Here is a 25,601-nt window from a genome sequence, read left to right on the forward strand (position 1 = left end):
TCTCTTGGAAAATTAACGTTTGATCTAATAATGAGTTACGCTTCAGAATCTACCATAAATTCAACATTTATGTGCTATTGCTTTCCAAACTTTCAAAGATCTTTCAGTTACTTCATTTGCCCTTCGGCTTCTTTTTCGCTGCCCTCGTTTTCGTTAGCTTTCAGTGACTTCGGCGCCTTTCGGCTCTTTTTTCGCTTCCCGCTTTTCGTCGTTGGGGTTGCAAAGGTAGAAATATTTCGAACCCCACCAAATCTATTTTGCTTTTTTTGAAAGTTTTTTTGAAAAGATCTCCCGATCACGATCTCCAAATCGTTTGAAAATCAATCCCAGACAGGGTTTCAGCGAATTGCCCCAAATCGAACATTTTTTCAAAAAAAGGGCCGGCAAAATGTTTCCTGGATGTTTGCACACCGACCGGGACCCGAAAAAAACTGCCCAACTCCCCAAAAAACGAATCCGAAGATCCCGGAACCGACCATCCCCTTACCCGCCCAAGACAACTTTAGGTTCCGGCAACAGCTCGCGCGTAGGAAGCCAGCAACGACCCGATCCGGGCATCGGTCCTGTTTTTAGACCCGGTTTAAGGCGGTCATTCCCGATTTACTACGTAAGGGTTTAGCGATGAGCAGGTTTATGGGGGCGCCTTATTGCCGGCGGAAAAGTCCCGGATTGCCTACGCACCAGGGAATTATTGCCTGTTGTCATAGAGGGGCCAGGCAATGCGTAGGCAATCCGGGGGCAATGTGTAGGCAATACACAGGCACTGGGGTGGCGAAAATGCTGTAGGGATGGTGGACGCGGAATGGGTAAAGGGTATTCTGGTAGTGCACTGGCATAGCACTGGCACAGCTCTGGCAGTGCTCTAAACCCCTGTATATTCCCAGTACAGTACCGCCGCTATTCCAGAACTATCCCGGAGTAGTTCACATACAGTCCGCATACATTCGCCGTGCTTAAGCCCCGTAGATAGCTACTCTTTTGCACGAAACAGGGTTCAGACCTGAGGCCTGATCTACAAAAACCTTGGCATCCAACCAGCGTGCTCAGTCGATAAAACGCCAACCCTAACTGATGGCTGGCCCATCGAACGCTGCCCCGCCGTTACGGGAATCTATCCGCATCTCATCCATCAAAAACGGATCAATCCTTCGGTCAACCATCGGTCAAACTGGCCTCTTCCATTGGCGAAGCACCGCTTTTGAGCGATGGATCACCGAAGGGTGAGCGATGGTTTGCCGACCGAAAAAGGGACAAAAATGGAAGCTGACAACGATCAACAAGTTGGACAGCACCTACCCATGTAGTAGATAGCTGACGTACAAAAAGTGGGCAATACTGGCCAAGGTGACGGCAGCAGGAAGTAATCGCTGGGGTGCAACTTTCGAGCGAAGTATATATCTGAAATTCAAACAGTTAAAGATCGACACCTGCCCCACGTACAGTCAGTGACAACGCAGCAATGCCTGCGATCTAAGTTGGTCGGGTCGCCACAAGATCGGGCGCGTGGCGTCAACATGGAAATGGAGATTTTACCTGATTACCTGGTCGTTTGAGAAGCCATCACTGCACCACAAAACAGGGCCGCGTATGTAAGACAGCGCATTTATCTGATCACGGACTCATCCGAGTAGGAAGTATCGACGATATCATCGAGCAAGCCGGCGGCCTCTTCTTTGGGCAACTCCTGCACATTGCGCAGCTTTTTTTCGATGGCCCGGGTACGTACCCCTGCCTGTTCAATCACATTGCTCGCTTCCTGCAGCTTCTTCTGTGTTTTATCGAGAATGCCACCGAAGTTGCCAAACTCGGTCTTCACAGCCCCCAACAATTGCCATACTTCGCTGGAACGCCGTTCGATGGCCAGCGTACGGAAGCCCATCTGGAAGCTGTTCAAAATAGCAGACAGCGTTGTAGGACCGGTGATGATGACCTTGTGCTCGCGCTGCAACAATTCAAAGAGTCCGGATACCCGTAACACTTCTGCAAACAAGCTTTCGAAAGGCAGGAAGAGGATGGCGAAATCGGTCGTATTGGGTGGGTCGATGTATTTGGAAGAAATATCGACAGCACATTTCTTGATGCTTCTAACGAAGTTGGCCCGACGCTCTTCTACCAACTCCGGGTCGGCGAGGTCATAAGCATCCGACAACAACTCGAAATCTTCTTTGGGAAATTTGGAATCGATGGGTAGCCAGAGTACTTTATCCTTATTCTCTTTACCCGGTAATTTCACCGCAAATTCCACCAACGCATTTGAACCTATTTTAGTCTTCACGTTTTTCGCATACTGTTCGGGTGTTAGTAGCTGATCGAGTATACTTTCGAGCTGGTATTCGCCGAGTATGCCGCGTGTTTTTACATTCGTCAATACGCGCTTCAGGTCGCCGACACCGGTAGCCAGCTGTTGCATATCTCCCAGGCCTTTGTGTACCGCTTCGAGTCTTTCGCTGACCAGCTTAAAAGATTCGCCCAGGCGGCTTTCCAGCGTTTTCTGCAACTTCTCATCGACTGTGGCGCGCATCTCTTCGAGCTTTTTTTCGTTGCCTGTCTGCAACTCCCACAACTTCTTTTCTACCGTCTCCCGCAGTTGATCGAGCCGTTGCGAAGTAGCGGTATTTTGCTCGGCTTGTTTGTTGAGCAATGCAAAGAAGTTATCCTTTTGTGTGGTATTGAAATCCGTGAGCGATCGGGTAAATACTTCCAGTTGTTCTTTCTGTCGGGTGGCATTTTCTTTCATGGCACTGCTCAGCTGCTCGCCAAAAAGGTGCAGCGAGCGGGTGAGTTCCTGGCGGGTATCTTTGTTGGTCGCATTAGCTTCCGTACGATTGATGCTGATCTCCGACCTGACGGCCGCTTCAATGCGGTTGATATCCCCCGAGAAGGCGCTGATCTTATACCTGATATCCGATAGCTGACTACTATCACCTTTACCAGCCATCTTCATCAACAGCACGACCGCGACGATCAGCAGCAGTATCACTACTGCCAGCAGCACATAGAGTATAGTCATGGGTTAGTAATTTAAGAATGGGTCCTACGATATTACAGCTATTTTTCGGGAGCGAATTATTTTTTGTGGCAGCAGTGTTAACCTTTAACATTGTAGCGCATGAACTACTTTTTCTCCTGGCTTCAAAAACCATACCCTTTGCCCGAATCGAGGGGCAGTCAGTTTAAGATGGCCGTGCTCCTGAGCCTGGTGGTATCGCTGTTTCTCTTCGTGTTTCGTCCCTTTAACCAACATGAAAATACGACGCAAGCATTGTCAACAGCATTGATCGGTGGAGCTACGGTATTGGTGACGATCTACTTTCATTTTCTGGTTTTGTTTCCCTTGTTTCCGCGGTTCTTCCGGGAGGAACGTTGGACGATTGCGCGGGAATTGATCTGGACGATGATCGTCATCATCAGCATTGCCATAAGCAATATGGCGGTGATTGCGATTTGGGGTGGCTTTCCGGTTACCTGGAAAAATCTCTGGCTCGTGATCATCGATACGGCGATCATCGGTATTGCGCCAGCCACTGTCAGCATACTCATCAACCAGGCGAGACTGCTGCGCCGGTACCGTCGGCAGGCGCTGGCACTGAACCAGGTGATGCACCGGCCGGGAGTGGATGTGGAGCAGCAACCCAATGTAGGGGAGCCGATAGCGAAGCCGACAGAACAAGTTGGCACAAGTTCAGCGCCTGCCTCACTCAATCAGGTAGTTGAACCAATAGATGGCGCTGCGGCATCGGACCCAAAAGAACAGGCGCAAGCGGTTGTTGACCATTTGACTGGGGAGTCGCACCATATATCACAACAGAAAATCGAGCAAGAAATAGCATCCAACGCACCCATCGTTTTGTCTGCAGAGATTGGCAAGGAACAGGTAGCGGTTGCACCAGCCGACTTGCTGGCCATCACCTCGGCGGACAATTATTGTAAGGTGTACCTGCGGGAAGACGGCCGGGTGAAAGCGGTCATCTTACGGAGTCCATTAAAAAGATTGGAGGGAATGCTGGTGGCACATGTTCGTTTCTGGCGTTGCCACCGGACGGCCATCGTCAACCTGGAAGCCATCCGTGGGGTTGGCGGCACAGCCCAGGGCTACCGCCTGGAAATTGTGGGCATGGAAGAAACGATCCCGGTATCGAGAAGCCTGAACGCCCAGCTGCGGGAAAAGCTGGGGGCGGGAGCTAAGGCGGCCGTTTGAGTACATTATTATGATATCAAACTTGGCCAGACCGACGTAGATGCCCACATAGCCCCTGAAATTTATTTTCGACAAAATGAGCTTGACCAAGGCAAAAGGGAGGGTCAACTTCTAAGTACATTTAATACCTGACGCCCTGCAAGGTCACTGTCGGCGGTTCATTCCAACTTTCCGTTTTACCTGCTGGCTGACCCACGTTAACTTCGGAAAGCTCCCGGCTGGCCCTACAACCTATCCACCGGTTGCCATTCGCCCCAGCAGCACAAACAATTGATACTGAACCGTTCCATTCGCCCCAAAGCGCGTGCAACTGGCCCCATCAATTTGCAGCCGGCTGTTTTCAGGGGTAATTTTGTATCGGCCAATCAGCCAATTCACATTAAAAAAACTACCCTCAAAAGAATGAAAAAGTTCACCACTCTCTGCTTCTTTCTCCTGACCATGACCCTGATCAGTGTTGCCCAGTTTGATGACAAATTCTATTTCCCTTCCAAAACCGTTCGCCCAATCGACAGCAGCCTGAACGCCGAATGGATCACCCTGCGTACCGATACGGTCAGCCTTTCCGGTCTGTTCCTGAAACCTGCCGGCAAGCCCAAAGCCACCATCCTATTCTGCCACGGGGCAGGCGGCAATATCAGTACCTATATATTTATGACACGTCCACTGGTGCAGGCAGGCTACCAAGTACTAATGACAGATTTCCGGGGATATGGCCATAGCACCGGCACGCCCACCCACCTCAACATTGCCAAGGATGGTCAGCTCTTTTTCGATTACCTGCTTAAAAGACCGGAGGTGAAAGACACTCGCCTGATCGTGTTCGGCGCGTCCATCGGCACCCAGATCGCCACGAAACTGACGCACGACAATGCCGCCCGGGTGTCGGCCCTGGTACTCGACGGCCCCATGTCGTCCTTCACCGATATTGCCATCCACTATGCCCCCAAGGAGCAGCATGCGATGATCAAAATGGGCCTGGTCAGTCCGTATTCGGCCAAAACCGATATCACACAGATTGGCAATATCCCTGTACTGGTGGTGGCCAGCAAGGGCGACAAGGAAGTGCCTTTTTACCAAAGTGAAGTGGTGTACGAAGCAGCACCTGCCGCCAAGTCGATCTGGGATTATAATGGTGCCCACCTGGAAGCGATGAAAATCAACCCGGTGGAGTACGTCAAGCGGATTGATGCGTTGTTGAAATAGGGGGTGGCCGGCGGCCCTCTGACCCCGGTCTACAAGTATTATACCCTCAACACGCCGCTATCTGCCCGTAACATTGACCCATTTGTTGCTGTGGAGAGCCCGCCGGCAAGATAAACGGCCAGGCTGGCTATTTCCTCTGGATCGATAAACCGCTGAAGTAGTATATGCGGGTTGGTTTGCTGAATGATAGCTTGCTTCATGTGCTCAACATCTATGCCTTGGGCCTGGGCGATTGGCTCAACCGCACCAGCAACTCCATCGGAATAAGTTGGCCCACCAATAATCGTATTAACGGTAACATTGGTCCCCCTGGTGAGTTTGGATAATCCGTTGCTCATTGCAATCATGGCCGCTTTAGTAACACCATAGTTGATCATGTTCCCTGGCACATTAATCCCAGACTCGCTGCTGATAAAAACAACCCTACCCCAATTTTTATCGATCATGGCAGGAAGCAACTTGCGGCACAGCCGCATTCCGCTCATGACGTTGATCTCGAAATACCGGTACCAATCAGCATCCTCCGTCTCGTAGAAATTGTCTAGTCCAAATACGCCTACATTATTGATCAGAATATCAACATCAGTCAATTCGGCGAGTAACCTGTTCACGTCTTCTTTATTAAAAAAATCGGCGGTGATCGCTGAAAGTACAGCCCCGGGGTATTCTTTTTTGAGACGTTCTATGGCCTGATCTATCTTTTCCGGATTCCTCCCATTGATCGTCACGGCTGCACCTTCCTGCAATAATTGGCGGGCGATTGAAAAGCCAATGCCCTGCGTTGAACCGCTGATGAATGCTTTCTTTCCCTGTAATTGTAAATCCATGATTAAGCACTTTTGTAATGATCACTCAATTAATGAGTAAAAAATTTAGTCGAGTATTCGTAGCTGCAATTGTATTTGTTCCCGCAGCAGCTTTTTGTCAGGATATATGCGGCGTATCGAATTGATACCACACCAAATCGTTACCAAGGCCTTACCCAATGTATTGGCCGGCACCTTTGCCGTCATTACTCCCTTCTTCTGCGCTTTGGCAATGGCCATTGTGTACATTCGTTCTGTGTCCTGTAGTATCTGCGCAGCCTCCGACTGCAGCTCTGCATCCACAAAGGTCATTTCAACGATCGTATTTGCCACAATACAACCTTTCTGGTGCGCTTCGCCGTCAGCATTAGCAATCTCCAAAAAGAATTTTTTGATCACGGAGACTGGGGTGTCGCTGTTCTCAAGAGTTTGTTTGAATGCTTCTAGCTCTTGCCGCCGTTGTTGCAGAGCCTTTTGGAACAGCTCTTTTTTGCCCCCTTTGAATGTATTATACAGGCTACCAGCACCTGCGCCTGTGGCGCTTGTCAGATCCGATAGTGAGGTTGCATTATACCCCCGCTTCCAGAATACTTCCTGGGCTTTTAGTATCAATTCTTTGTCCTGGTGAATGTTGGGTCTTCCTTTCATACAATATTGTAATGATCGCTACAAATATAGAACATTATGTTCTTCCGACTAACAATTGCGGAGATAAGAAATGGAAACTTGTGTATGTAGCGCGAAAAACGACTACCGCGTGATCTGCCTTCCAGGAGAGCCGATCCATGTTTGCGTCAAGGTGTATTCCTGCAATTCGTGGTTAGGATAGTGCTCAACCATCGATATTTCTATGTATTTGATCAGATAGTCGGCGATCACCACATCAACCTGTGCCACCCCTTCCACTTTTTTGGAAACAAGTTCAACGCCGTTAAGCCGTGCTTGCGATTTTACATATTTATGCTGCATTATGCCCGCTGTGTGCGTAAATGAAATAAAAAGGCCATACCCGGTGTACTCGTAATCATCCTCTTGCAGAAACGGCAGTTGCGCATATAGCAGGCGATCTGCTTCGTCGCCGTCCAGCGCGAGTTCCAGTATATCCGTTACTATCCTTGATTGTATCATGGGTATCCTTTTAAGTGTTGTAAGCACCCGTCGTAAGCATTCAATAAAAAACCCGCCGGCGGCGGGTCAATATGTGGAAGATTGTTATTGTCTATGCTTCTCTTAACAACTTCATGAACATAGCAGCCTGCTCTTTGGTCTTGATCACCTGGTGCAGGGACGAACTGACAGCCAACTTGGCCTCCGCCTTTTTGCCCGAGCCTTTTGCCTTTTTGGTGAGCGCCGCTACTTTGCGTTCAATGGTCTTTTCCATGACATCAAATTTAGGTAGAATTTCTGAATTATACACCCCAGCTGCTAATCCTGCTTGAGGTTGAAAATGAAATAATTGTACATGACATCCTGCGATACCAGGGCTCCCTTTTCGATCCGGAACGGATACGGCATAATATCCTCAAAATCAAAGGGATTGTCGTATTGCGTTTTCCCAAACCGCGTGATGCGCACGAAGTATTTAACGCCAAACATCCGGAAATGCTTGTTCAAATAGTTAAAATTTCGCTGCAGGGCCCGGTAATAGAAGTAAGCCCGCGCATTGTCGGACCCGTCGATGCCCAGGTAATGGTCGGGATTGGTCTTCAGGTAGGCTAGTGCGGAGAACAGGATCGTGGAAAACACCTTGGAGTAATCTTCATGCGTCAGCTCGGCCCGATCGTCGATCTTCCCTTTTGCATTCAGCGGTCCGAAGGCTAGGTTGTACACATTGGGCAGCAAGGCATGTGACTGGTTGCTGATCCGCACGATTAACGGCATGGCCTGCCCGTTGTTGAGCTTGGTTTGAAAAGTACTTACCCGCAGATCCTCGGATATATTATCTATTTCATACAGGTTATTGAAGTCGATCTTCAGCGAAGCAGCCATTAAATATTGTGTTTTGGTAAAGCAATGGTATTAATTTTTCTGATTGGCAGGTTTATTTATCTTACTGCTGTTTTTATTTCTTTCAATTCAAACACATCCTCTTGCACTTATCCGAAGAACAGGTACTCGCGCTGGCGCCGGATGAATCGTCGAAGAAATCCGGCAAGGACCTTTCTAACCCGTCCAAATGGGTGAGCAAAGGTGCCAACGAGGCAGCGCTCTGGGGCGAATGCCAGGGTAGCGGCAGCAAACCCTACCAAACGCAGGTCGACCGTGCCAACATCGCTTTTAAATGTTCCTGCCCCAGCAGGAAATTTCCCTGTAAACACGGCATCGGTTTGCTGCTCCTGCATGCCCGCCAGGCAGCCAGCTTTACCGATACGGAGGCTCCGGCCTGGGTATCGGAGTGGATCAACAAGCGTACCGAAAAACAGGAGAAACAGACCGAGAAAAAAGAAAAACCCGTCGACGAAGCCGCCCAGGCCAAACGCCAACAAGCGCGGCAACAAAAAGTGGCTGATGGTATCAGTGAGTTACTCCTCTGGGTCAAAGACATCATACGCAATGGCCTGCTGAATATGCCCGATAAAGACGCGGCCTTTTTCGAGAATATCGCCCGGCGCATGGTGGATGCCCAGGCTCCCGGCCTCGCCAATATGGTACGGTCCCTTGGCGAGCTCAACTTCTACCGCGAAGGCTGGCAATCCGAGTTCCTTGACCAGCTGCTCCGCATTTACCTCGTCACTACCGGCTACACGCACAGTGAGCAATTGCCAGAAGGGTTGCAGCAAGACCTGCGCAATTTTATTGGCTTTACCCAAAACCAGGAAGCCCTTAAAGAACAGGCCGGGGTACTCGACACCTGGTTGGTAATGGGCAAGCAAACGACCGAGGAAGACAACCTCACCATCGACCGTAGCTGGCTCTATGGCGTCAACAGCAATTCGTATGCGCTGATCCTGCAGTTTACCGTACGCGGACAGGGAGCCGTTGCCGTACCGCTTACACCGGGCATCTTCATCGAAGCCGAACTCGTCTTTTACCCGTCGGCCATCCCTTTGCGTGCTATCATTAAAAAGCAGATCAACTCCAACGGTGTAGCCAAATACAAAGGCTTTGCTAATTGGCAGGAAGTGACCAACGCAGAAACAAGCTACAGCAGCCTGGTTCCCTTTCGCAGCGATCGCCCCTATATCATCGAGCAATTGCGGCCGGTGCAGCACCAACAACAATGGTGGTTACAAGACAGTAGTCACGCATTGATGCCCATCAGCGCCGACTTCCGCAATATCTGGAAGCTGTTGGCTTTGAGTGGTGGCGCTCCGCTCAATGTAGCGGTGATCGGAAAAGAAAAATCCTTTATGCCCATTGGCGTGTGGCATGATCAGCTTTATAAACTATTGTAATCGTTATGCAACTGTGGCAAGACTTTGTAAATAACGCCATGCTGGGTACGGATAAAAAAACGGCAGCAGTAGACACGCTGCCAGCTCCGCTGAAGGAAGCCGCGACCCTGGTGATGCAGCAACCCATCGACCGAGAAGAGCAGTTTTTGCGGATCGCCTCCCTGGTTTTCAACTACCGGCAATGCGGCGTATCCGCTTTGCAGCAGGCAGTAGCCCCTTTGGCGGATGTCGCTGAAGCAGAGGAAAAACCTTACTGTTCCACCCGGGCTATGCAAGTGCTGAAAGACATCATGGAAGAAGATAATTTTCCGCTGCTGTCCAGGTGGCTGCAACTGTGTGCGGAGAAAGGACAGTTGGTACAGCCCGATCTGTTGCCCGCGCTGTTGTCGTTAGGTCGACAGTATAAAAAGCTACAGCCCTTACTGACCAATAGCTGCGGAAAGCGGGGCGCCTGGCTAAGCCGCCTCAACCCCGAATGGAACTTCTCCATCGATGCTACCGATGAAGAGATATGGCAAACAGGTGCCCCCGAACAACGCAAGGCGGTATTGCAATCCGTAAGAACCGCTACGCCCGACCTTGCCAGGCAATGGGTACAGGCTACCTGGCCGCAGGAAGACGCGAATACCAAAACCGAACTGCTGGGGATACTGGTTGATGGCATTGGCGAAGCAGATATGCCATTCCTGGAAAGCCTGGCCACCGAAAAGAGTAAGAAAGTTAAAGAGCTCGCCATTGTGCTGCTGAAAAGAATACCAGCCTCTTCCATCGTGCAGCAATACCTGGAGGTGTTGCGCAACGCTGTGGTGCTGAAAAAAGAGAAAGCCTTGCTGGGGCTATCGAGCAAACAGGTGCTGGAGATCCAATTACCAGCCAATGTTGATGAAAACATCTTCAAATCGGGTATTGAAAAACTGAGCTCTACGAAAGGGGTTTCTGACGAAGACCATATTCTGTATCAGCTGGTGCGCTCCGTGCCCCCCACATTTTGGGAACAGCAATTGGGCATGACTCCCTCCGAAGTATTGACGCTTTTGAAAAAAGATTCCAAAGGGAAACACCTGCTCGGGGAGATCGCCAGTGCTACCGTCACCTTTGGCCATCGCGACTGGGCGCAGGCTTTGGTACAAACAGTCGACACGGTACACGTCGACTTGTTACCGCTGTTGCCGGTACGCGACCAAGACGATTATATACTGAAAGCCCTGGGCAAGGGACATGCCGATGAAGCCATTGCCTGGTGCGCTTCACGCAGTGGTACCTGGAGCCTGGAACTCACGCAGGCAATTTTCCGGTATACCGCCAGGCATCCGTATCAGTACAACCGGACTTTTTACAGCCAGGTCATTGAACAACTACCACTTGCTATAACCGCCGATCTACCAGGCCTGCAGCCGGCAGAAGAGCATTTCAAGACGATGTGGACGAATATCAGTACCCATATCATTAAACTGGCCGGATTAAAAAATCAACTACACCAATCTTTTTAACGCATTAAACTATACACATGTCTGCCATTTTACGCCAGAACGCCGAAGAGCTGTTTGCCCAGGAACTGGAAGAACTGCAAAAACAGGATAGCGGAAAGCGTCCTGCCAATTGGAAACTGACACCTGCTGCTGTCGTCACGTATCTCGTAGGCGGTAAATTGAAGAACGGTTTTGAAGTGACGCCCAAATACATCGGCAACAAACGCCTGATGGAGATCGCTGTGGCCACCTTGACGACCGACCGCGCACTGCTGCTGTATGGATTACCCGGCACGGCCAAGAGTTGGGTGAGTGAACACCTCGCGGCGGGCATCAGCGGCGACTCGGCTATGATCATTCAGGGCACAGCAGGCACTGGTGAAGAAGCCATCCGTTACGGCTGGAACTATGCAAAGCTGCTGGCGGAAGGGCCTTCGGAAAGAGCTTTGGTAGAAACACCGATGATGCGGGGGATGAAGGACGGCAAGATCGTACGGATCGAAGAGCTGACCCGTATCGGGGCCGATGTACAGGATACCCTAATCACCATTCTATCGGAAAAGACCTTACCGGTACCCGAACTCAATATCGCCGTGCAGGCAGTAAAAGGCTTTAACGTGATCGCTACGGCCAACAACCGTGATAAAGGCGTGAATGAATTGTCGAGCGCCCTGAAGCGACGCTTCAATACCGTGATCTTACCCGTGCCCGATTCCATCGAGGAGGAAATCGACATCGTGAAACGCCGGGTAACCAGTTTCGAGAAGGTGATGGAACTACCCGCAGAGCCGCCAGCCCTGCAGGAGATCAGGCGTATCGTCACCATTTTCCGCGAGTTGCGCAATGGTGTAACCTTGGATGGCAAAACGAAGATCAAGGTGCCTAGTGGCACCCTGAGTACCGCGGAAGCCATATCAGTTGTGAATAGCGGATTGGCGATGGCGGCTTATTTCGGCGACGGTCAGTTGAAAGCTACCGATCTCGCAGCGGGCATACTTGGTTCGGTGGTAAAAGACCCGGTGCAGGACAAACTGGTATGGCAGGAATATCTCGAAACGGTGGTGAAACCACGGGAAGATTGGAAAGATATTTATCGTGCGTGCAGGGAGCTTTAGCGGAAGCGATGCCGACTTAAGCTGAAGAGGGGTTTGTTTGGAGACATAAATTATTGAGTATTCATTATGGCAATTCATATTCTTGGAATCAGGCACCATGGACCGGGATCGGCGCGGAATGTGAAGGCATTTCTCGAAGCGACGAAGCCGGATATCGTGCTCGTGGAAGGTCCACCGGAAGCCGACGGACTGTTGGAATGGGCCAACGACCCGGGACTGAAGCCACCAGTAGCTATATTGGTGTATCAGCCCGACAATGCGCAGCAGGGAGCGTTCTATCCTTTTGCGGAATTCTCGCCCGAGTGGCAGGCGATCCAATATGCGCGGAACAACAAGATCCACGTACGCTTTATGGATCTGCCAGCCGGACACCAGTTTGCCCTGGAGCAGGAGAAGCGGGAAGCACTGCGGAAAAAAGCGGAAGCGATGGCGGCAGCGATGGCGGCAGCGAATGCCGGGCGTGCAGCAGCAGCATCCGACGAATTGGCACCTGGAGAAAGCGAAGACTTATATGAACCGAAAACGGGCAACGGTGAATTCCTTAAAGAAGCGGCAACTGGTCATGCACCAACAGCTGCCACCAATACCCCGGACATACCCATTGACGAAGAAGCCCTGGTTGACGCCTCACCGGCTACAGCCCGGGCTATCCGTCGTGACCCGATCAGTTACCTCGCCGAGGTGGCTGGCTTTGAAGACGGAGAGAAGTGGTGGGAGCATATGTTTGAACACCGCCTGGGTTCCGAGCAGGTATTCGATGCCGTATCTGAGGCGATGCAGGTATTGCGTGAGCTGGTACCACAGCCCGATGACCAGCTGGAGGCTTGCCGGGAAGCCTGGATGCGCAAATGCATCCGGCAGGCAGAAAAAGAAATGTTTCAAAACATAGCGGTGATCTGTGGCGCCTGGCATGCGCCAGCCTTACAGCAGATGCCCAAGCAAAAAGATGACAACGACCTGCTGAAGGGGTTGCCCAAAGTAAAGATCGACTGTACCTGGATTCCCTGGACCTATGACCGCCTGGGTTATTTCAGCGGCTATGGTGCCGGTATTCAATCACCCGGTTGGTACGATCATGTATGGAAATACCCGGCGGATGATGGTACGCGATGGATGGCCAAAGTGGCCCAGCTGTTTCGCAAACAAGGCATGGACACTTCCGTCGCGCATGTGATCGAAGCTATCCGGCTGGCCGAGTCGCTGGCTGCCTTGCGTAATCTGTCGAAGGCGGGCCTGGAAGAACTGAATGAAGCCACCTTGAGTGTATTGTGTGGCGGAGAGAAAATGCAAATGCAACTCATTCAGCGGGAGCTGATCGTCAGCAACCGGATGGGCGAAGTGCCCGAGGCGATCCCCAAACCGCCTTTACAACTCGATATTGAAAAACACCAAAAGCGGCTACGCCTCCCGGCGACGGCCGACTGGAAAGACTATACACTCGACCTGCGAAAAGACACCGACCTGGAGCGCAGTATCCTGCTGCACCGGCTTCAATTGCTCGGCATCGAATGGGGACATCCGCAGGGAGCGTCGGGCAAGGGAACATTTAAAGAAGCCTGGCGGCTGCAATGGGATCCGGAATTATCCATCCAGGTGATCGAGAAAGGGAATTGGGGGAATACGGTGGCGGAAGCTGCCGAAAAATATACGCTGGATAGAGCTGCGGCAGCCGATTCATTAGGCACCGTTTGCGAGTTGCTTGATATGGCGATACCGGCTGAGGTGCATGGCGCTACTGCCGGTCTCATCAACCAGATCAGCAATATGGCAGCAGCCAGTGGAGATGTGATCCAGCTGATGGGCGTGATCCCCTCCCTGGTGAGTGTGACGCGGTATGGCAACGTGCGTAAAACGGATACCGAACTGGTGCTGGGCATCGTTGACAGCATGATTACCCGCATCTGTGTGAACCTTCCTGCGGCTACCACTGCGGTCAATGAAGAAGCAGCCTACCAGTTACTGGACCTGTTCTTCAAACTCAACGACGCTGTCAGTTTATTACAACAAGATGAGATCACGCGCCAGTGGCAGGATACCCTGAAAGCGATTTCCGCGTCTGCCCATAGCGCCCCGGTCATCCGGGGTTATGCTACCCGCCTATTAACAGACCATAAATTATTGGAAGGGGATGCGCTGATCAATGCGTTCAGTTATGCGATGTCGGTGGCAACGCCGCCAGAGGTCGCTGCTGCCTGGCTGGAAGGTTTTCTGAAAGGGAGCGGCACCCTGCTACTGCTCGACCAGGCGCTCTGGAACCTGGTCAACAACTGGGTGGCGTCTGTACCCAAAGAAACTTTTACCCAGGTGCTGCCGCTGCTGCGCCGCACCTTTGCTAATTTCTCGCAGCCTGAAAGAAGAAAGCTGGGAGAAAAAGTGCGGGCTGGTGGCGTAGAGCAAGTATCCCCTATCGCGACCAGTGGCGATATCGATTCGGAAAGAGCACTGCAGGGCATTCCTGTGGTGCTACAATTATTGGGTATCACGCAAAATACTACGGTATGATGAACGATGAGCAACTGCGCAAATGGCGATTAATACTGGGCGGCCAGCAAAACGACGGCACCGGTTTTAGCCTGCAGCCCGAAGACGTGCAAATAGATAAAACGCTGGAGGCCTTGTACGACAATGACCGCAAAGGATCGTTGGGCGCTTCATCGCCCAATGTGGCCCGGTGGCTGGGGGATATCCGCACGTTCTTTCCATCGAGTGTAGTGCAGGTGATGCAACAGGATGCCATGAAGCGGCTGAACCTGACGCAAATGTTGTTTGAAAAGGAAATGCTGGAGAACGTAGAACCGGATGTGCATCTTGTAGCTACCTTGATGACCTTGAGCCATGTCATTCCGGACAAGACCAAGGATACGGCACGACAGGTAGTTCGCAAAGTAGTGGATCAACTGATGCAAAAGCTGGCGCAGCCTACGCAGCAAGCTATCGTGGGTAGCCTGAACAAGAGCGCGCGCAATCGACGTCCCCGCCACAACGAGATCAACTGGCATGCAACCATTCAAAAGAACCTGAAGCATTATCAGCCAGAATACAAAACGATTATTCCCGAAACCAGGATCGGCTACGGCCGCAAGCGCTCCTCGCTAAAAGACGTGGTATTGTGCCTGGACCAGAGTGGTTCCATGGGCACTTCCGTGGTTTATTCTGGCATCTTCGGATCGGTGATGGCTTCTATACCCGCCATCAAAACGCGCATGGTGGTATTCGATACGGCGGTAGCGGATTTGTCGGAGGACCTGACAGACCCCGTAGAGCTTTTGTTTGGTGTACAGTTGGGTGGGGGCACGGATATCAACGCCGCGCTGACCTATTGCAAGCAGATCATCACCAAGCCGCTCGATACCGTACTGGTATTGATCACCGACCTCTACGAAGGGGGCAATGAAAACGATATGCGCAAACGGGCCACCGAGCTCGTTGCGGCCGGCGTACAGGTGGTCGTATTGCTGGCACTGAATGACGATGGAGCGCCCTCTTATGACCATGGCAATGCGCAGTTTCTTTCGAACCTGGGCATACCGGTATTTGCCTGTACGCCCGACAAATTTCCCGACCTGATGGCCGCCGCGCTGAGCAAACAGGATGTAGGGATGTGGGCTGCTAAAGAAGATCTCGTCCTCAAAAAATAACTGATTGGTATGGCTTTTACGATTGAAGCATTAGAAAAGGCATTGACAGAGAAACTAGTCGACAGCAGGCGATACATTCAACTGGCCGACCTCCGGACACAAAAGAATTATAGAACGGTTACTGATTTTCTGACGGGTAAAACACCTTCGCTGGGTACCATCGAAGGTGAATGGGCCCTTTATGACTACCAGGTGTTTGGTTTGCTGGTCGAGAACATTGTGCACCCGTCGGTTACAGACCAGTTGGTGATCGACCTCTGCATGGATGCTACCATGGTGCAATATGTACAAGTTGGATTGATCAATCGGTTTGCTGCCCTCACAGCTATGGACCGCAGTCTGTCGGCAGTGAATGCGATGACACAATACTACCAGCAATTGGGATTTACTACCGACCGGGTATGGCAAGACCTCATGGCTTATTTTGAGGGTAAGGAAGAGCCTTTTGTGAAGGAACAATTGGAAGGCACGGAGTTGAAGCAATTCCTGTCGGAATACATGGTGCAACACAAGTTGAGCTATACATCGATCCGCCACCATTTTAAATACACCTGGAATTACCTCTATTTATTGCTGATGGAGGAAAACCAACAGGACCAAAAAGCGCAGGACCACCTGATTCAGATGGTAACGTATGACCATACCGTACTGCGTTTTCTCCATACCTACCGTGGCGGAAAGTATATACCGGCGATCGTTGCCCACCTGGAGCAACTAGGTATATACAGCGAATCGGATATACAGCAACGGTTTATGCTGGTCATGGCGCTTTACCGTCTCGACAGGACGCAATTTGCTCCGTTGCTGTCGAGCCTGGCCAAACAGTATATCCTGTTTATGGTGAACCAAAAGCTCTTCAGGAGCTGGGAGACCACTTACTGGATCAAAGAGCCGGGATTTGAAAAGGAACGTCTGGGGCTTAGCGGCTGCGCGGTGTATTACCTGTTGCAATATGACCGGACCGAAATCCTTTCGCAGATACAGGGATGGCTCGCAAAGAAAAGATACCTGCCTTTTTCTGCTATGGCAGCCTTGCACCAGGTGTTGGGTCCGGAGGCGCTGCCCTTGCTGCAAGCCGACTTGCAAAATGACACGCCGGTGGATGGACCTCCGCACTATGCCGGGATGCTGGACCTGATGAAGCATTCATTTGAACCTACCGACTACATTCCTTTCGTGTGGAAGGTGGTGAGTAGCAAATCGAAGACGATCAAAGGTTATATAATCAGTCTGCTCGTGGACAAAGACCCGGAGGTAGAATCGAAAGCCATCGCCCTGCTTGACAATAAACAGGCTGAAACCCGTTTGACAGCTGCGACGATCTTACAACGCACGGCCTCGCCGACAGCGATGGAGGCGGTAAAAAGGGCACTGCAAAAAGAAGCCAACGACAATGCCCGCGATATGCTGCTGCAGACCGTGGGTGCCGATCTGGAAGCCAACGCAGACGCAGCATTTGTGCAGGAGATGATCGCCGGGGCACAGTCGAGGGGCAAACTCGATACGCCGCAGGAACCGTGGCTCGAGGAATCAGGCATGCCTGCACTCCATTATAAAGATGGTAGTAGGTTGGGCGTGGAGGCGATTCGCTTTCTCGTGTACCGGATGAGCCGTGTGAAGACGATGCGTTCGGATATCGAGGCACGGATGCTGCTGGCACAGATAGACCGCGAGCGAGCTGGTGAGTGGGCCAGGCATTTGTTTCAGTTATTGCTGGACAATGGCGCCAAGGCCGAGCACAAATACCTGATTGCTTTATCCGCCTTATTGGGTGACGATGATACGGTCGACAAACTCCGCACGACTACCAATAACTGGCTGGATGAAAACCGGTCAAAGATGGCGGAGTATGGAGTCGGCGCATTGGCGCTGCAGGGCAGCAACAAAGCTTTGCGGTGGGTGGAATGGTACAGCCGGAAATACCGCAATAAGAAGGCGGTGATTGGAGCCACAGCCTTGCAGGCGCTGGAGGATGCGGCTGAAGAACTCGGCATTACGACCCAGGAATTGGGTGATCGCGTGGTGCCTGACTTTGGTTTTGATGGATTGTTCCGGCACTTCAAGATAGGCGAAGATGAATACCGCGCTTTTGTCGATAGCAAGTTTAAGATCTGTTTCTTCGACGAAGACAATAAATCGTTGAAGGCCCTGCCTTCCGGCGCTTCCGCCACACTGAAGGAAGAGTTTAAAGATCTGGCAAAGGAGATACGGGATGTGGTGAAATCGCAATCATTGCGATTGGAGCATTACCTGGTAGTACAACGATCCTGGGCGCCTGAGGCCTGGCAATCGTTCTTCCTGAACAACCCGGTGATGTTCATTTATGCGACCAGGCTGCTATGGGGTATTTACATCGATGGTGAGTTAAAGGATTGTTTTGTGTGTCAGGAAGATACCACCCTGGTGAATATCGAAGACGAAGAGATCGATATTCCGGAAGGAGCTGTTATCCGGATCGTTCATCCGCTGCATCTTACGGCAGATCTATTACAGGCCTGGCAACGCAAGTTCTTCGATGGATCGATCGAGGCGATCTTCCCGCAATTGGACCGACCTGTTTACCGCCTCGAAGAGGCCGATCGGACCAAAAAGATCATAGCCGATTTCGATGGAAAGCTCACGGAGCCGGGTTCTATCCGCGGGACGCTAGAGCGTTATGGGTGGCGCAAAGGCCAGGCCGAGGATGGAGGCATGATCCCGGTGTTTTACTTTATGGATTACGACCGCAAGGTAGAAGCCGTGCTGGAGGTACAGGGAGTTTTTGCAACAGGCTTCGACACAGATATGGAACCGTCCTTACGACGTTTGTTGTTCATCCACGCTGGCAGCAGCAAGGGATGGTATTCGGGACCGAAGGACGAGCAGGATGAACGCCTCGTGGCCCTGGGTACAGTGGCCGACACCTTTTATTCGGAAGTAATGAGTGCCGTACAGGCGATTAAACTGAAAGCCACGGACAAATCTGGCTGATCACTATCAGTTACTGTATAATGAGAATACCTGTCTCGCTTCTTTATTCGCGATGACAGGTATTTCATTTATGGGTTAGCGCTATGGGTTTTTCTTGTATGTACCTTATCTGCCGGCAATGATGGCTTTTTCGGGCACTTTGCTGATGGCCGACTTGTGCAGGATGAGTCTTTCCCCTGCGGTATCGAAGGATACTTCTATCCAACCGTTGTAGCGTTTGCCTTCGCGTGTAACCTGTATGGCGAGGTATTTATGGCTGACATTCTTCCACGCACCTTCCCAGTAGGGCATACCAGTTTCTGGCGTGTTCTTATACACCATTTCAACCTGGGCACTATGATACCACTCCATACCGGGGTAGTTTTTAACCGGGATGGCGTCCCCTTGCTGGAAAATGGGGGAGTTGTTGCTTTCGCCTACGAGCAGCTGGCTGTGGAGGTAAGATCCGGCAAAGAACAGGACTTCATCTTCTTTTTCAATGGGATCACCGATGTACCAGGTGGAGAAGCCGATATCGGGGTGCTGGTCCTGGTTGAGGTCGATGAGTTGGGATTGCTGGAATTTGAGTTCACGGTTTTGCAGGTCCGTATAGATCATTTCCGGGTCTTTGCTATCCGGGAACTTGGGAGGGATGGGCGCTCCATCTTTCTTGCACGAGGCTGCCAGGCCGGCAACCAGGGCCAACACGATCACTTGTTTCATGGCTATATTTTATGCAATTAACAACGGAAAGGAAGGCCTTCGTTGCACGGGGGTGATGGTTTGGCAAAATAACAACATGAGTTGCGGCGATGGGCGTACGAGGGTGTGGTGTAAGGGGGCGAGTGAGGCAAGATCCACGCTGGATGGGGGCTATGAAGAATAAATCAGAGGGTAATACCCGATAGGGGTCAGTTAACGCAACGGGGGCGGCAGACGGCTGTCAAATGAATGACGTTCCGTGTGCCGCCCCCGTAAAAAGTTGACGTAGCTTATTCTTCTACCGGCTCGTTTGTTTCAGGCTCTGCGCTGGGCAGGGGAACCGGGTTCTTGGTCTTGTTGACGATCTGCAACACAAACTTCGAAGTGAGGGTCAAATCGTAGTCGTTGTGTTTGAAGAGGAACTTGGTATCATTGTTTTCCGAAAGTACGGTTACCAGGTCGCGGGCGATCTGGGTAGTACCAATGGTATTGGTAGGCTTACCGTTTTCGAAACCAATTGCGAATTTGGTGGTTGCTTTGCGGGCAAGTCCGAGTTTTTCAAAGTCAATGCGATTCAAAGGTAATTCCTGATCAGCCTGGAGAGACTTCTTCATCAGGATCTTGACGATTGGCAGGTACTTAGCCCAAACTGTTGTGTACATCTATTACTTAATTTTACTTGTTTGTATGCTATCGGCAGGCAGGCGTTTTGGTACGGCTGTGTCGGGCGAATTTTCAAAGATAAAGTGCAGCTACTACAAAGGTGCGTATAAATACGGTGAAAAACGAATAGTACAGGAGAAATAAATATTCGTAAGTGCGCACAATACAAGGTTTTACCGTTTACAGGGGTATAATCTTTTCGCCGGATAGGCAGATTTTGCCTGTAAACGGGTATAAAATTGCGGTCATTGGGGTTATTAGGCGTAATCTATTATCGATTGATTTTTAGTGCCCCAGGGGTAGAAATATCGTTTCCAGCCATTGCAATGGGCGGAATTTTGTGGTAAATTGTAGCTACTGACTTTTCCTCACGGTGACGAAGCTATTTAAATATGCCCCGTATGATCAAAAATCCTATTATCAGAGTTATCGTACTGGTTATAGCTGCTGCGGCAGCCTTGTACCTGCTGTACCATTGTGCCGGTGGGTTCAAGATGGGCATGGATGACGCGAAGAAGTTTAGTCGATAGGTGATAACAACAGAAAATAACGCCCCCGTTACTTCCATTTTATTATTTTAGTTGTGCATGAAGTCTAACCGCTTCACAAACACGATCATGAAAAAGCTCATCGCCCTGCTATTATTGATGTCACCAGCCTTGCTGCTATTGGCTCAAGTCGACACATCTGGCGCACATCCAGGGACTGTAGCCGCTCAGCCTATTGAGGACGATACCTGGCTGATTTATATGGGTATGGTCCTGATTCTTGGATTTGCTACCGCCTTAATCCTTGGCTTGCTGGCCACGGGAGCCGTAGCCGCCATCCTCGCTGGTCTTACCTTTGCCGGTATTCTATCCGTATCCGTTATCACCGGCTTATACAGGAAGTCTGTTTATGCAGGCTTCAAAGCGTTCGTATACCTCTGTTTTTGCGTAGTTGGCGCAGCTGGCGTATCGCTGATGGCCATTATGACCCACAGCTATGGGAACACCGGCTATCCGTTGAAGAAACTGCTAACCTGGGGAATCCCCGCCGGCATATTGGGCGGACTTTCCTGCGGCTGGGTGGTGTTGCTCATCCTTAAAAGGCTCTACGAATACTTAAGTATGAAACTCAACAGGAGTCAAGCATAAATCCTTTTTACCTTCATCCACAACAATAAAAAACCGGCTGCTCCTGGTCGGCCATTACTGGGGCGACAGGAAACAGCCGGCGAAGGAAAGGCGACCTATTTACTGATATAATATTGTGCGGATGTTGACCAAGGCTGCTTCGACCAGCAGACTGTCTGGCTGTTCGGGTAGTTGGCTGATCAAAGCAGCTGCCTCTATACGCTCCATCAGGCTGTCGGCCATCGAAAGCAGGTCTTCATATTGATATTGACCGCTCTTGATGCTCAGCAACTCTGCCCTGTTTGACCGCCGAACCGTCAACTTGCCGCTTGCCAGGATGTCTTCCGCCACCTGCAACAGGCGTATTGTGTGCATCATATTCTTGGCATCGTATCCTTTACCATGTTCTACATTGCCGAGGTAGCGGTCTTCATTGCGCCTATCTACCCAGTCCCAATACTCGCGGTATTCGCGACAGTAGGCAGAATACCCTTCCTGGTTAAAGAACAGGTGGGCTATCGGGTTTTCGCCTTTGGGTATGGACGTCAACGATACCTCATTGGCGACATCGCTGCTGGCGATGCCGCGGTAGCCCTTAGCGCCATCCACATCATAGAACAGGGCATACAGTCCCTTTGCATGAGGCAAGCTAGTTAACCCACAGCGTTCCTGCTGTAGTCCGTTTGCATGCAGCCACTCCTGCACCTGGACCGATGCTATGCCACTGACCATGAAACAAAAATCCAATATGGACTTCCGTTCCTTCTCCACCGGGTTCACAAACTTCTTCTTGTAACCTCTCGCCTTGCGTACCTGAGTTAGTGCATATCCAGCAAAGGTATCTTTGCACAGCTTCGACAGGAAAAGGCCTATGGGCAGCTCTTCCATCAATGGATGTCGGTACAAAATACTGTCTGGAGGCGTAGCCACCAGTTCGAGCATATTGGGATTGTTGCGCAGCAACAATTCAACGAATCGTCCTAGCTCAAAATAAACGATGTCATTACTCGCATTACTTACCTGCGGTATGTACTCCAACCCGTAATACTGATCGCGCGGCAGGTAGAAAACACCTTTGATATCCGTGTCCGATCTTTCTGTATCGAGACCATAAGCTTTGCTACCACTGATACATTCCAGCAGCAGCAAGCCTTTGTCTTTTATTGCTTCAATTGTCATGTTGTTTCAGCATTTGCCTAAAAAAATCATCCAGCCTACCAGGATCAAAAAAATCCCTGGATAGTTGTTTGGAGGCCTCATCGATCGATTTCATCTCAGCATCTATGAATGCCTTCAAGAGCGCGCTAACATTGATGAGGAAAGCCTCCGGCCGATCTGCTTTCAGCGCAATCAGGTCCGACAGTTCCTCCCGCAGGCCCCGGGGCAACAACTCCATCAGTGGCCCGATAGTCATCGGTGCTATGGAGTTTCTTTCCAGGCACCATTTAGCTGCCAGCAGAGGACGCAATACATAAAACAGTTTTTTTATGCCTATTCTGCCATCCGCGCCGAACGATGCCCTTGCTCCTGAAGCAATGCCAAGATAATGATGTATGTTGGACCGGCGGCTGTAATAATGTTGGCTCAGGCTCCACAGTGCTTCCGGGAATTCGGCCTTCTGCCTGTAAATTATCGGCGACTGTATCCATTCGAAAGGTGTGGTGTTGGACTTCAGCATCAGCCTCAGCAACTTGCGCAGATCCCACCCATGGATATCCAATTCATCGTTGATCGGGAAGCTCATGTCGTCCGTCTTTCCGGCTACCGACAAATAGTCGTTACCTGATCTTAGATATATGAACCTTACATCGTAGTCACTATCCGGCGAAGGAAATTGCCATCCCCGGCTGCCAGACTCACAGGCAAACAGTATGTTTATGCTTTGCTCATGGGCTATGGCATCTATTCGTTCTAGTATGTTTGATCTCATGGCTTCATGATTTGGAAAGGCCTCCTGTATGGAGGTCCCGTGTGCCGGGATGTAAATGGCTTTCTGTCGCAGGCTGACGGTAAGAAGCTGGTTCATTGTTGTTGTTTTTAAAAAAACAAGCGGTAATTGGAAGAAGTGGTAGTCATTGGAGATGATAGTTTTGAAGTAACTCCTTCTTGACCTGCTTGCTTCACAAATATGGCCACCCACCTACGCAAAGGAATTGCGTAGCGAAAACATTTTTTTAAATAAAGTCAGACCGATTGGTTTTTAATACTTTAAAGATGAAATACATTAAAAATACCTACCCCTTGCTACAATCTACGCAGCTCTATTGCGCAGATGCCGGAGAACTTTATCTTTATCAACCCAAACCACAGACCATGGCTATCAATAAACTCGCGCTAATCCGTTATAAGACCATCGACGAATGCCTGCGTAACCGTTATCGCAAATGGACGCTGGATGCATTGATCGAGAAGGTCTCGTCGGTTCTATATGAAATGGAAGGCATTACTTCAGGAGTCAGCAAACGAACCGTTCAAATGGATATCCAGGTGATGCGAAGCGATAAACTGGGATACAATGCACCCATCATAGTTGTAGATAAATGTTACTATGCCTACTCCGATAGTGAATACAGTATTTTCAGAGCACCCTTGAACCCCTCTGATGTGGAGAAGATGAAAGAGGTGGTCTTTGTACTGAAGCAGTTTAACGGATTCCGCTATTTCGAGGAAATGAGCGATATGATCGCCCGGCTGGAAAACAACCTATATAAAAATATTCCGCAGGGAAGAAACTATATTCAACTGGAAAATAACCGACAGCTCAAGGGGCTAGAGCACATAACTCCGCTGTACCAGGCTATCCTCCACAAACGGCCGCTGCTGATCGAATACAAATCGTTCAAGGCGACTGCCGCGCAGGAGCAGGTATATTATCCTTATCTGCTAAAGGAGTACCGCAACCGCTGGTTCGTAATCACCCGTGCAAAAAAAGGAAAGCTCTTATTGACCATGGCGCTTGACCGCATCGTAAGCTTCCAGGAATTACCCAAAGAACCGTTTGTAGATTATGACGGGATTGACCTGGACATTTACTACGACGAAGTGTTGGGTGTTACGCGCACAGAAAAGGACAAACCGCAGAAAGTCTTGTTGTGGATCGACCAATACCATACGCCTTATGTACAGACGAAGCCATTGCATCATTCGCAACATATATTAAAAAATGATGAAAATGGGATGCTGGTGAGCATCGACGTAATTGTCAATTTTGAACTGGAACGCGAAATTCTTGGGTTTGGCGAGCATATGCGGGTGGTGGCTCCCCGTGCGCTTCAAACGAATATTCAAAAAAGGCTGGAAAAAGCCCGGGAAGCCTACCAATAAGCACACTGTTTTTACGGTTTCCCCTTATCTTTGGCCCTTAAGCCAATGCTATAGGAAAGCGGCGATATATGGGGCGGCGTTCAGGTAACGCTGCCCTTTTTACATTTTCAGTTTATCCACGATCCGTTTATAATCGTACGCCTCTTCTTCATGTAGTCCTTTCAATGCGGCCTGCACTTTCTTCAGTTGTCCCTGGTAGAGGTTCAACATCACCGGCGTTCTGGACAGGTTGATACCACAGTCCTTCAGCAGCGTGCAAAAATGGATGAGCAGCTCTACTTCGGCGATCTTACTTCCCGTAAACCGGATATGTTTGTTGGCAATGCGCAGCGCCTTGCGGATGGTTTTCTTCGCCAGAAAGACCTGTGTTTTATTCAGGGCTGTAAAGGCTTCATCCATCTGCTCTTTTACATTATGAATGTAGGCCGGCAGGTCATGCGCCTCAAACAAGAGATAGGTGAGCAGTTCCTTGTTCTCCTTTTTGAACTTGGACAGCCGAAGACACAATTCGACCAGTTGCTTGGGAGAAAGTTGTTGTAGTTCGTCTTTTAGCTCGTGTACGGTGGCTGCTTTCATCGTGGAGCGAATCTAATAAAAAGCCGGCCGCAACTATTCGTTACAGCCGGCATATAATTTTTTTGCAGAAAGAATGCTACTTAGAAGGGCAGGTCATCATCTGCTCCGCCGGGGGCGTTGTGGAAGGTGGGGGCTGGTTCGGAAGCTGGAGCTCCGGCCTGTCCGCCTGTTACGATCTTCCAGGCTCTGATATCAGTATACCAGCGGCCATTGAATTCGCGGCTTTCCACATCGAAAGAAACGGTCACCTGTGCACCAGGCACTACGCTTCTCATATCAATTTTATCACCCCATACGGCGATACATACCTTCTTGGGGTACTGGTCGCCTGTTTCCAGGATGAAGTCTTGTTTTTTCCATTGTCCGTTTTTGCCCTGTCCCGTTTGCAGTGGCAGCATTGTTAAGATCTTTCCGCTGATGTCCATATACGATTTTGGGCAAATGT

General features: G+C 50.4%; 23 protein-coding genes. 11 read left to right on the forward strand and 12 right to left on the reverse strand.

Annotated elements, in window-relative coordinates; all coding sequences use genetic code 11:
- Window positions 1–1,603 precede the first annotated feature (1,603 nt).
- Window positions 1,604–3,010, reverse strand: a complete 1,407-nt coding sequence (locus P2W70_RS00005) for a DNA recombination protein RmuC (protein ID WP_276479355.1) — start codon at window positions 3,008–3,010, stop codon at window positions 1,604–1,606.
- Window positions 3,011–3,109: 99 nt separating this feature from the next.
- Between P2W70_RS00005 and P2W70_RS00010 the strand changes: the two genes are divergently transcribed.
- Both P2W70_RS00010 and P2W70_RS00015 read left to right on the forward strand, forming a co-directional pair.
- Window positions 3,110–4,198, forward strand: a complete 1,089-nt coding sequence (locus tag P2W70_RS00010) for a LytR/AlgR family response regulator transcription factor (protein ID WP_276479356.1) — start codon at window positions 3,110–3,112, stop codon at window positions 4,196–4,198.
- 402 nt (window positions 4,199–4,600) lie between these two features.
- The gene (locus P2W70_RS00015; protein WP_276479357.1) at window positions 4,601–5,404 is read left to right on the forward strand and encodes an alpha/beta hydrolase; all 804 of its coding nucleotides are present in this window, start codon (window positions 4,601–4,603) and stop codon (window positions 5,402–5,404) included.
- 38 nt (window positions 5,405–5,442) lie between these two features.
- On the opposite strand, the gene P2W70_RS00020 is transcribed toward P2W70_RS00015, so the two are convergent.
- The 5 genes from P2W70_RS00020 to P2W70_RS00040 form a co-directional block, all read right to left on the reverse strand.
- Window positions 5,443–6,231: an SDR family NAD(P)-dependent oxidoreductase gene (locus P2W70_RS00020; protein WP_276479358.1), complete on the reverse strand. Its 789-nt coding sequence runs from the start codon at window positions 6,229–6,231 to the stop codon at window positions 5,443–5,445.
- A 45-nt stretch (window positions 6,232–6,276) separates the two neighbouring features.
- The gene (locus tag P2W70_RS00025) at window positions 6,277–6,858 is read right to left on the reverse strand and encodes a TetR/AcrR family transcriptional regulator (protein WP_276479359.1); all 582 of its coding nucleotides are present in this window, start codon (window positions 6,856–6,858) and stop codon (window positions 6,277–6,279) included.
- A gap of 102 nt (window positions 6,859–6,960) precedes the next feature.
- Window positions 6,961–7,338: a hypothetical protein gene (locus P2W70_RS00030; protein ID WP_276479360.1), complete on the reverse strand. Its 378-nt coding sequence runs from the start codon at window positions 7,336–7,338 to the stop codon at window positions 6,961–6,963.
- Window positions 7,339–7,429: 91 nt separating this feature from the next.
- Entirely contained in the window at window positions 7,430–7,591 is a 162-nt protein-coding gene (locus P2W70_RS00035) for a hypothetical protein (RefSeq protein ID WP_276479361.1), read from the reverse strand.
- Window positions 7,592–7,635: 44 nt separating this feature from the next.
- Complete coding sequence (locus P2W70_RS00040; RefSeq protein ID WP_276479362.1) at window positions 7,636–8,199, reverse strand: DUF6934 family protein; 564 nt, start codon at window positions 8,197–8,199, stop codon at window positions 7,636–7,638.
- A 101-nt stretch (window positions 8,200–8,300) separates the two neighbouring features.
- Between P2W70_RS00040 and P2W70_RS00045 the strand changes: the two genes are divergently transcribed.
- The 6 genes from P2W70_RS00045 to P2W70_RS00070 all read left to right on the forward strand — a co-directional run bounded on the left by P2W70_RS00045 (window position 8,301) and on the right by P2W70_RS00070 (window position 18,797).
- Window positions 8,301–9,605, forward strand: coding sequence for an SWIM zinc finger family protein (locus tag P2W70_RS00045; RefSeq protein ID WP_276479363.1), 1,305 nt, complete (start codon window positions 8,301–8,303; stop codon window positions 9,603–9,605).
- Window positions 9,606–9,610: 5 nt separating this feature from the next.
- The gene (locus P2W70_RS00050) at window positions 9,611–11,095 is read left to right on the forward strand and encodes a DUF5691 domain-containing protein (RefSeq protein ID WP_276479364.1); all 1,485 of its coding nucleotides are present in this window, start codon (window positions 9,611–9,613) and stop codon (window positions 11,093–11,095) included.
- A 17-nt stretch (window positions 11,096–11,112) separates the two neighbouring features.
- Window positions 11,113–12,189, forward strand: coding sequence for an ATP-binding protein (locus tag P2W70_RS00055; RefSeq protein WP_276479365.1), 1,077 nt, complete (start codon window positions 11,113–11,115; stop codon window positions 12,187–12,189).
- 66 nt (window positions 12,190–12,255) lie between these two features.
- Window positions 12,256–14,691 (forward strand): DUF5682 family protein, encoded by a 2,436-nt coding sequence (locus P2W70_RS00060; RefSeq protein WP_276479366.1) that lies wholly within the window; start codon window positions 12,256–12,258, stop codon window positions 14,689–14,691.
- On the forward strand, window positions 14,688–15,827 hold the full coding sequence (locus P2W70_RS00065; protein ID WP_276479367.1) for a VWA domain-containing protein: 1,140 nt from the start codon (window positions 14,688–14,690) through the stop codon (window positions 15,825–15,827). Before P2W70_RS00060 ends, P2W70_RS00065 begins: the two co-directional genes overlap by 4 nt.
- A gap of 9 nt (window positions 15,828–15,836) precedes the next feature.
- The gene (locus P2W70_RS00070; protein ID WP_276479368.1) at window positions 15,837–18,797 is read left to right on the forward strand and encodes a DUF4132 domain-containing protein; all 2,961 of its coding nucleotides are present in this window, start codon (window positions 15,837–15,839) and stop codon (window positions 18,795–18,797) included.
- 105 nt (window positions 18,798–18,902) lie between these two features.
- On the opposite strand, the gene P2W70_RS00075 is transcribed toward P2W70_RS00070, so the two are convergent.
- Both P2W70_RS00075 and P2W70_RS00080 read right to left on the reverse strand, forming a co-directional pair.
- Window positions 18,903–19,499, reverse strand: a complete 597-nt coding sequence (locus P2W70_RS00075; RefSeq protein ID WP_276479369.1) for a hypothetical protein — start codon at window positions 19,497–19,499, stop codon at window positions 18,903–18,905.
- 269 nt (window positions 19,500–19,768) lie between these two features.
- The gene (locus tag P2W70_RS00080) at window positions 19,769–20,140 is read right to left on the reverse strand and encodes a hypothetical protein (protein ID WP_276479370.1); all 372 of its coding nucleotides are present in this window, start codon (window positions 20,138–20,140) and stop codon (window positions 19,769–19,771) included.
- Window positions 20,141–20,542: 402 nt separating this feature from the next.
- Between P2W70_RS00080 and P2W70_RS00085 the strand changes: the two genes are divergently transcribed.
- Window positions 20,543–20,671, forward strand: a complete 129-nt coding sequence (locus P2W70_RS00085; RefSeq protein WP_276479371.1) for a hypothetical protein — start codon at window positions 20,543–20,545, stop codon at window positions 20,669–20,671.
- A gap of 87 nt (window positions 20,672–20,758) precedes the next feature.
- Complete coding sequence (locus tag P2W70_RS00090) at window positions 20,759–21,277, forward strand: hypothetical protein (RefSeq protein ID WP_276479372.1); 519 nt, start codon at window positions 20,759–20,761, stop codon at window positions 21,275–21,277.
- Between the two features lie 99 nt (window positions 21,278–21,376).
- Here P2W70_RS00090 and P2W70_RS00095 read toward each other — a convergent pair whose 3' ends face one another.
- Window positions 21,377–22,435, reverse strand: a complete 1,059-nt coding sequence (locus tag P2W70_RS00095; protein WP_276479373.1) for a DNA polymerase beta superfamily protein — start codon at window positions 22,433–22,435, stop codon at window positions 21,377–21,379.
- The gene (locus tag P2W70_RS00100; protein ID WP_276479374.1) at window positions 22,425–23,282 is read right to left on the reverse strand and encodes a nucleotidyltransferase domain-containing protein; all 858 of its coding nucleotides are present in this window, start codon (window positions 23,280–23,282) and stop codon (window positions 22,425–22,427) included. The genes P2W70_RS00095 and P2W70_RS00100 overlap by 11 nt, the downstream gene beginning before the upstream one ends.
- Before the next feature lie 188 nt (window positions 23,283–23,470).
- Between P2W70_RS00100 and P2W70_RS00105 the strand changes: the two genes are divergently transcribed.
- Window positions 23,471–24,580: a helix-turn-helix transcriptional regulator gene (locus tag P2W70_RS00105; protein ID WP_276479375.1), complete on the forward strand. Its 1,110-nt coding sequence runs from the start codon at window positions 23,471–23,473 to the stop codon at window positions 24,578–24,580.
- 99 nt (window positions 24,581–24,679) lie between these two features.
- Here P2W70_RS00105 and P2W70_RS00110 read toward each other — a convergent pair whose 3' ends face one another.
- Both P2W70_RS00110 and P2W70_RS00115 read right to left on the reverse strand, forming a co-directional pair.
- Window positions 24,680–25,156: a hypothetical protein gene (locus P2W70_RS00110; protein WP_276479376.1), complete on the reverse strand. Its 477-nt coding sequence runs from the start codon at window positions 25,154–25,156 to the stop codon at window positions 24,680–24,682.
- Window positions 25,157–25,236: 80 nt separating this feature from the next.
- On the reverse strand, window positions 25,237–25,581 hold the full coding sequence (locus tag P2W70_RS00115) for a DUF3127 domain-containing protein (protein WP_276479377.1): 345 nt from the start codon (window positions 25,579–25,581) through the stop codon (window positions 25,237–25,239).
- Between the last annotated feature and the right edge of the window lie 20 nt (window positions 25,582–25,601).

Source organism: Paraflavitalea pollutisoli, from assembly GCF_029360705.1.
GTDB lineage: Bacteria > Bacteroidota > Bacteroidia > Chitinophagales > Chitinophagaceae > Paraflavitalea > Paraflavitalea pollutisoli.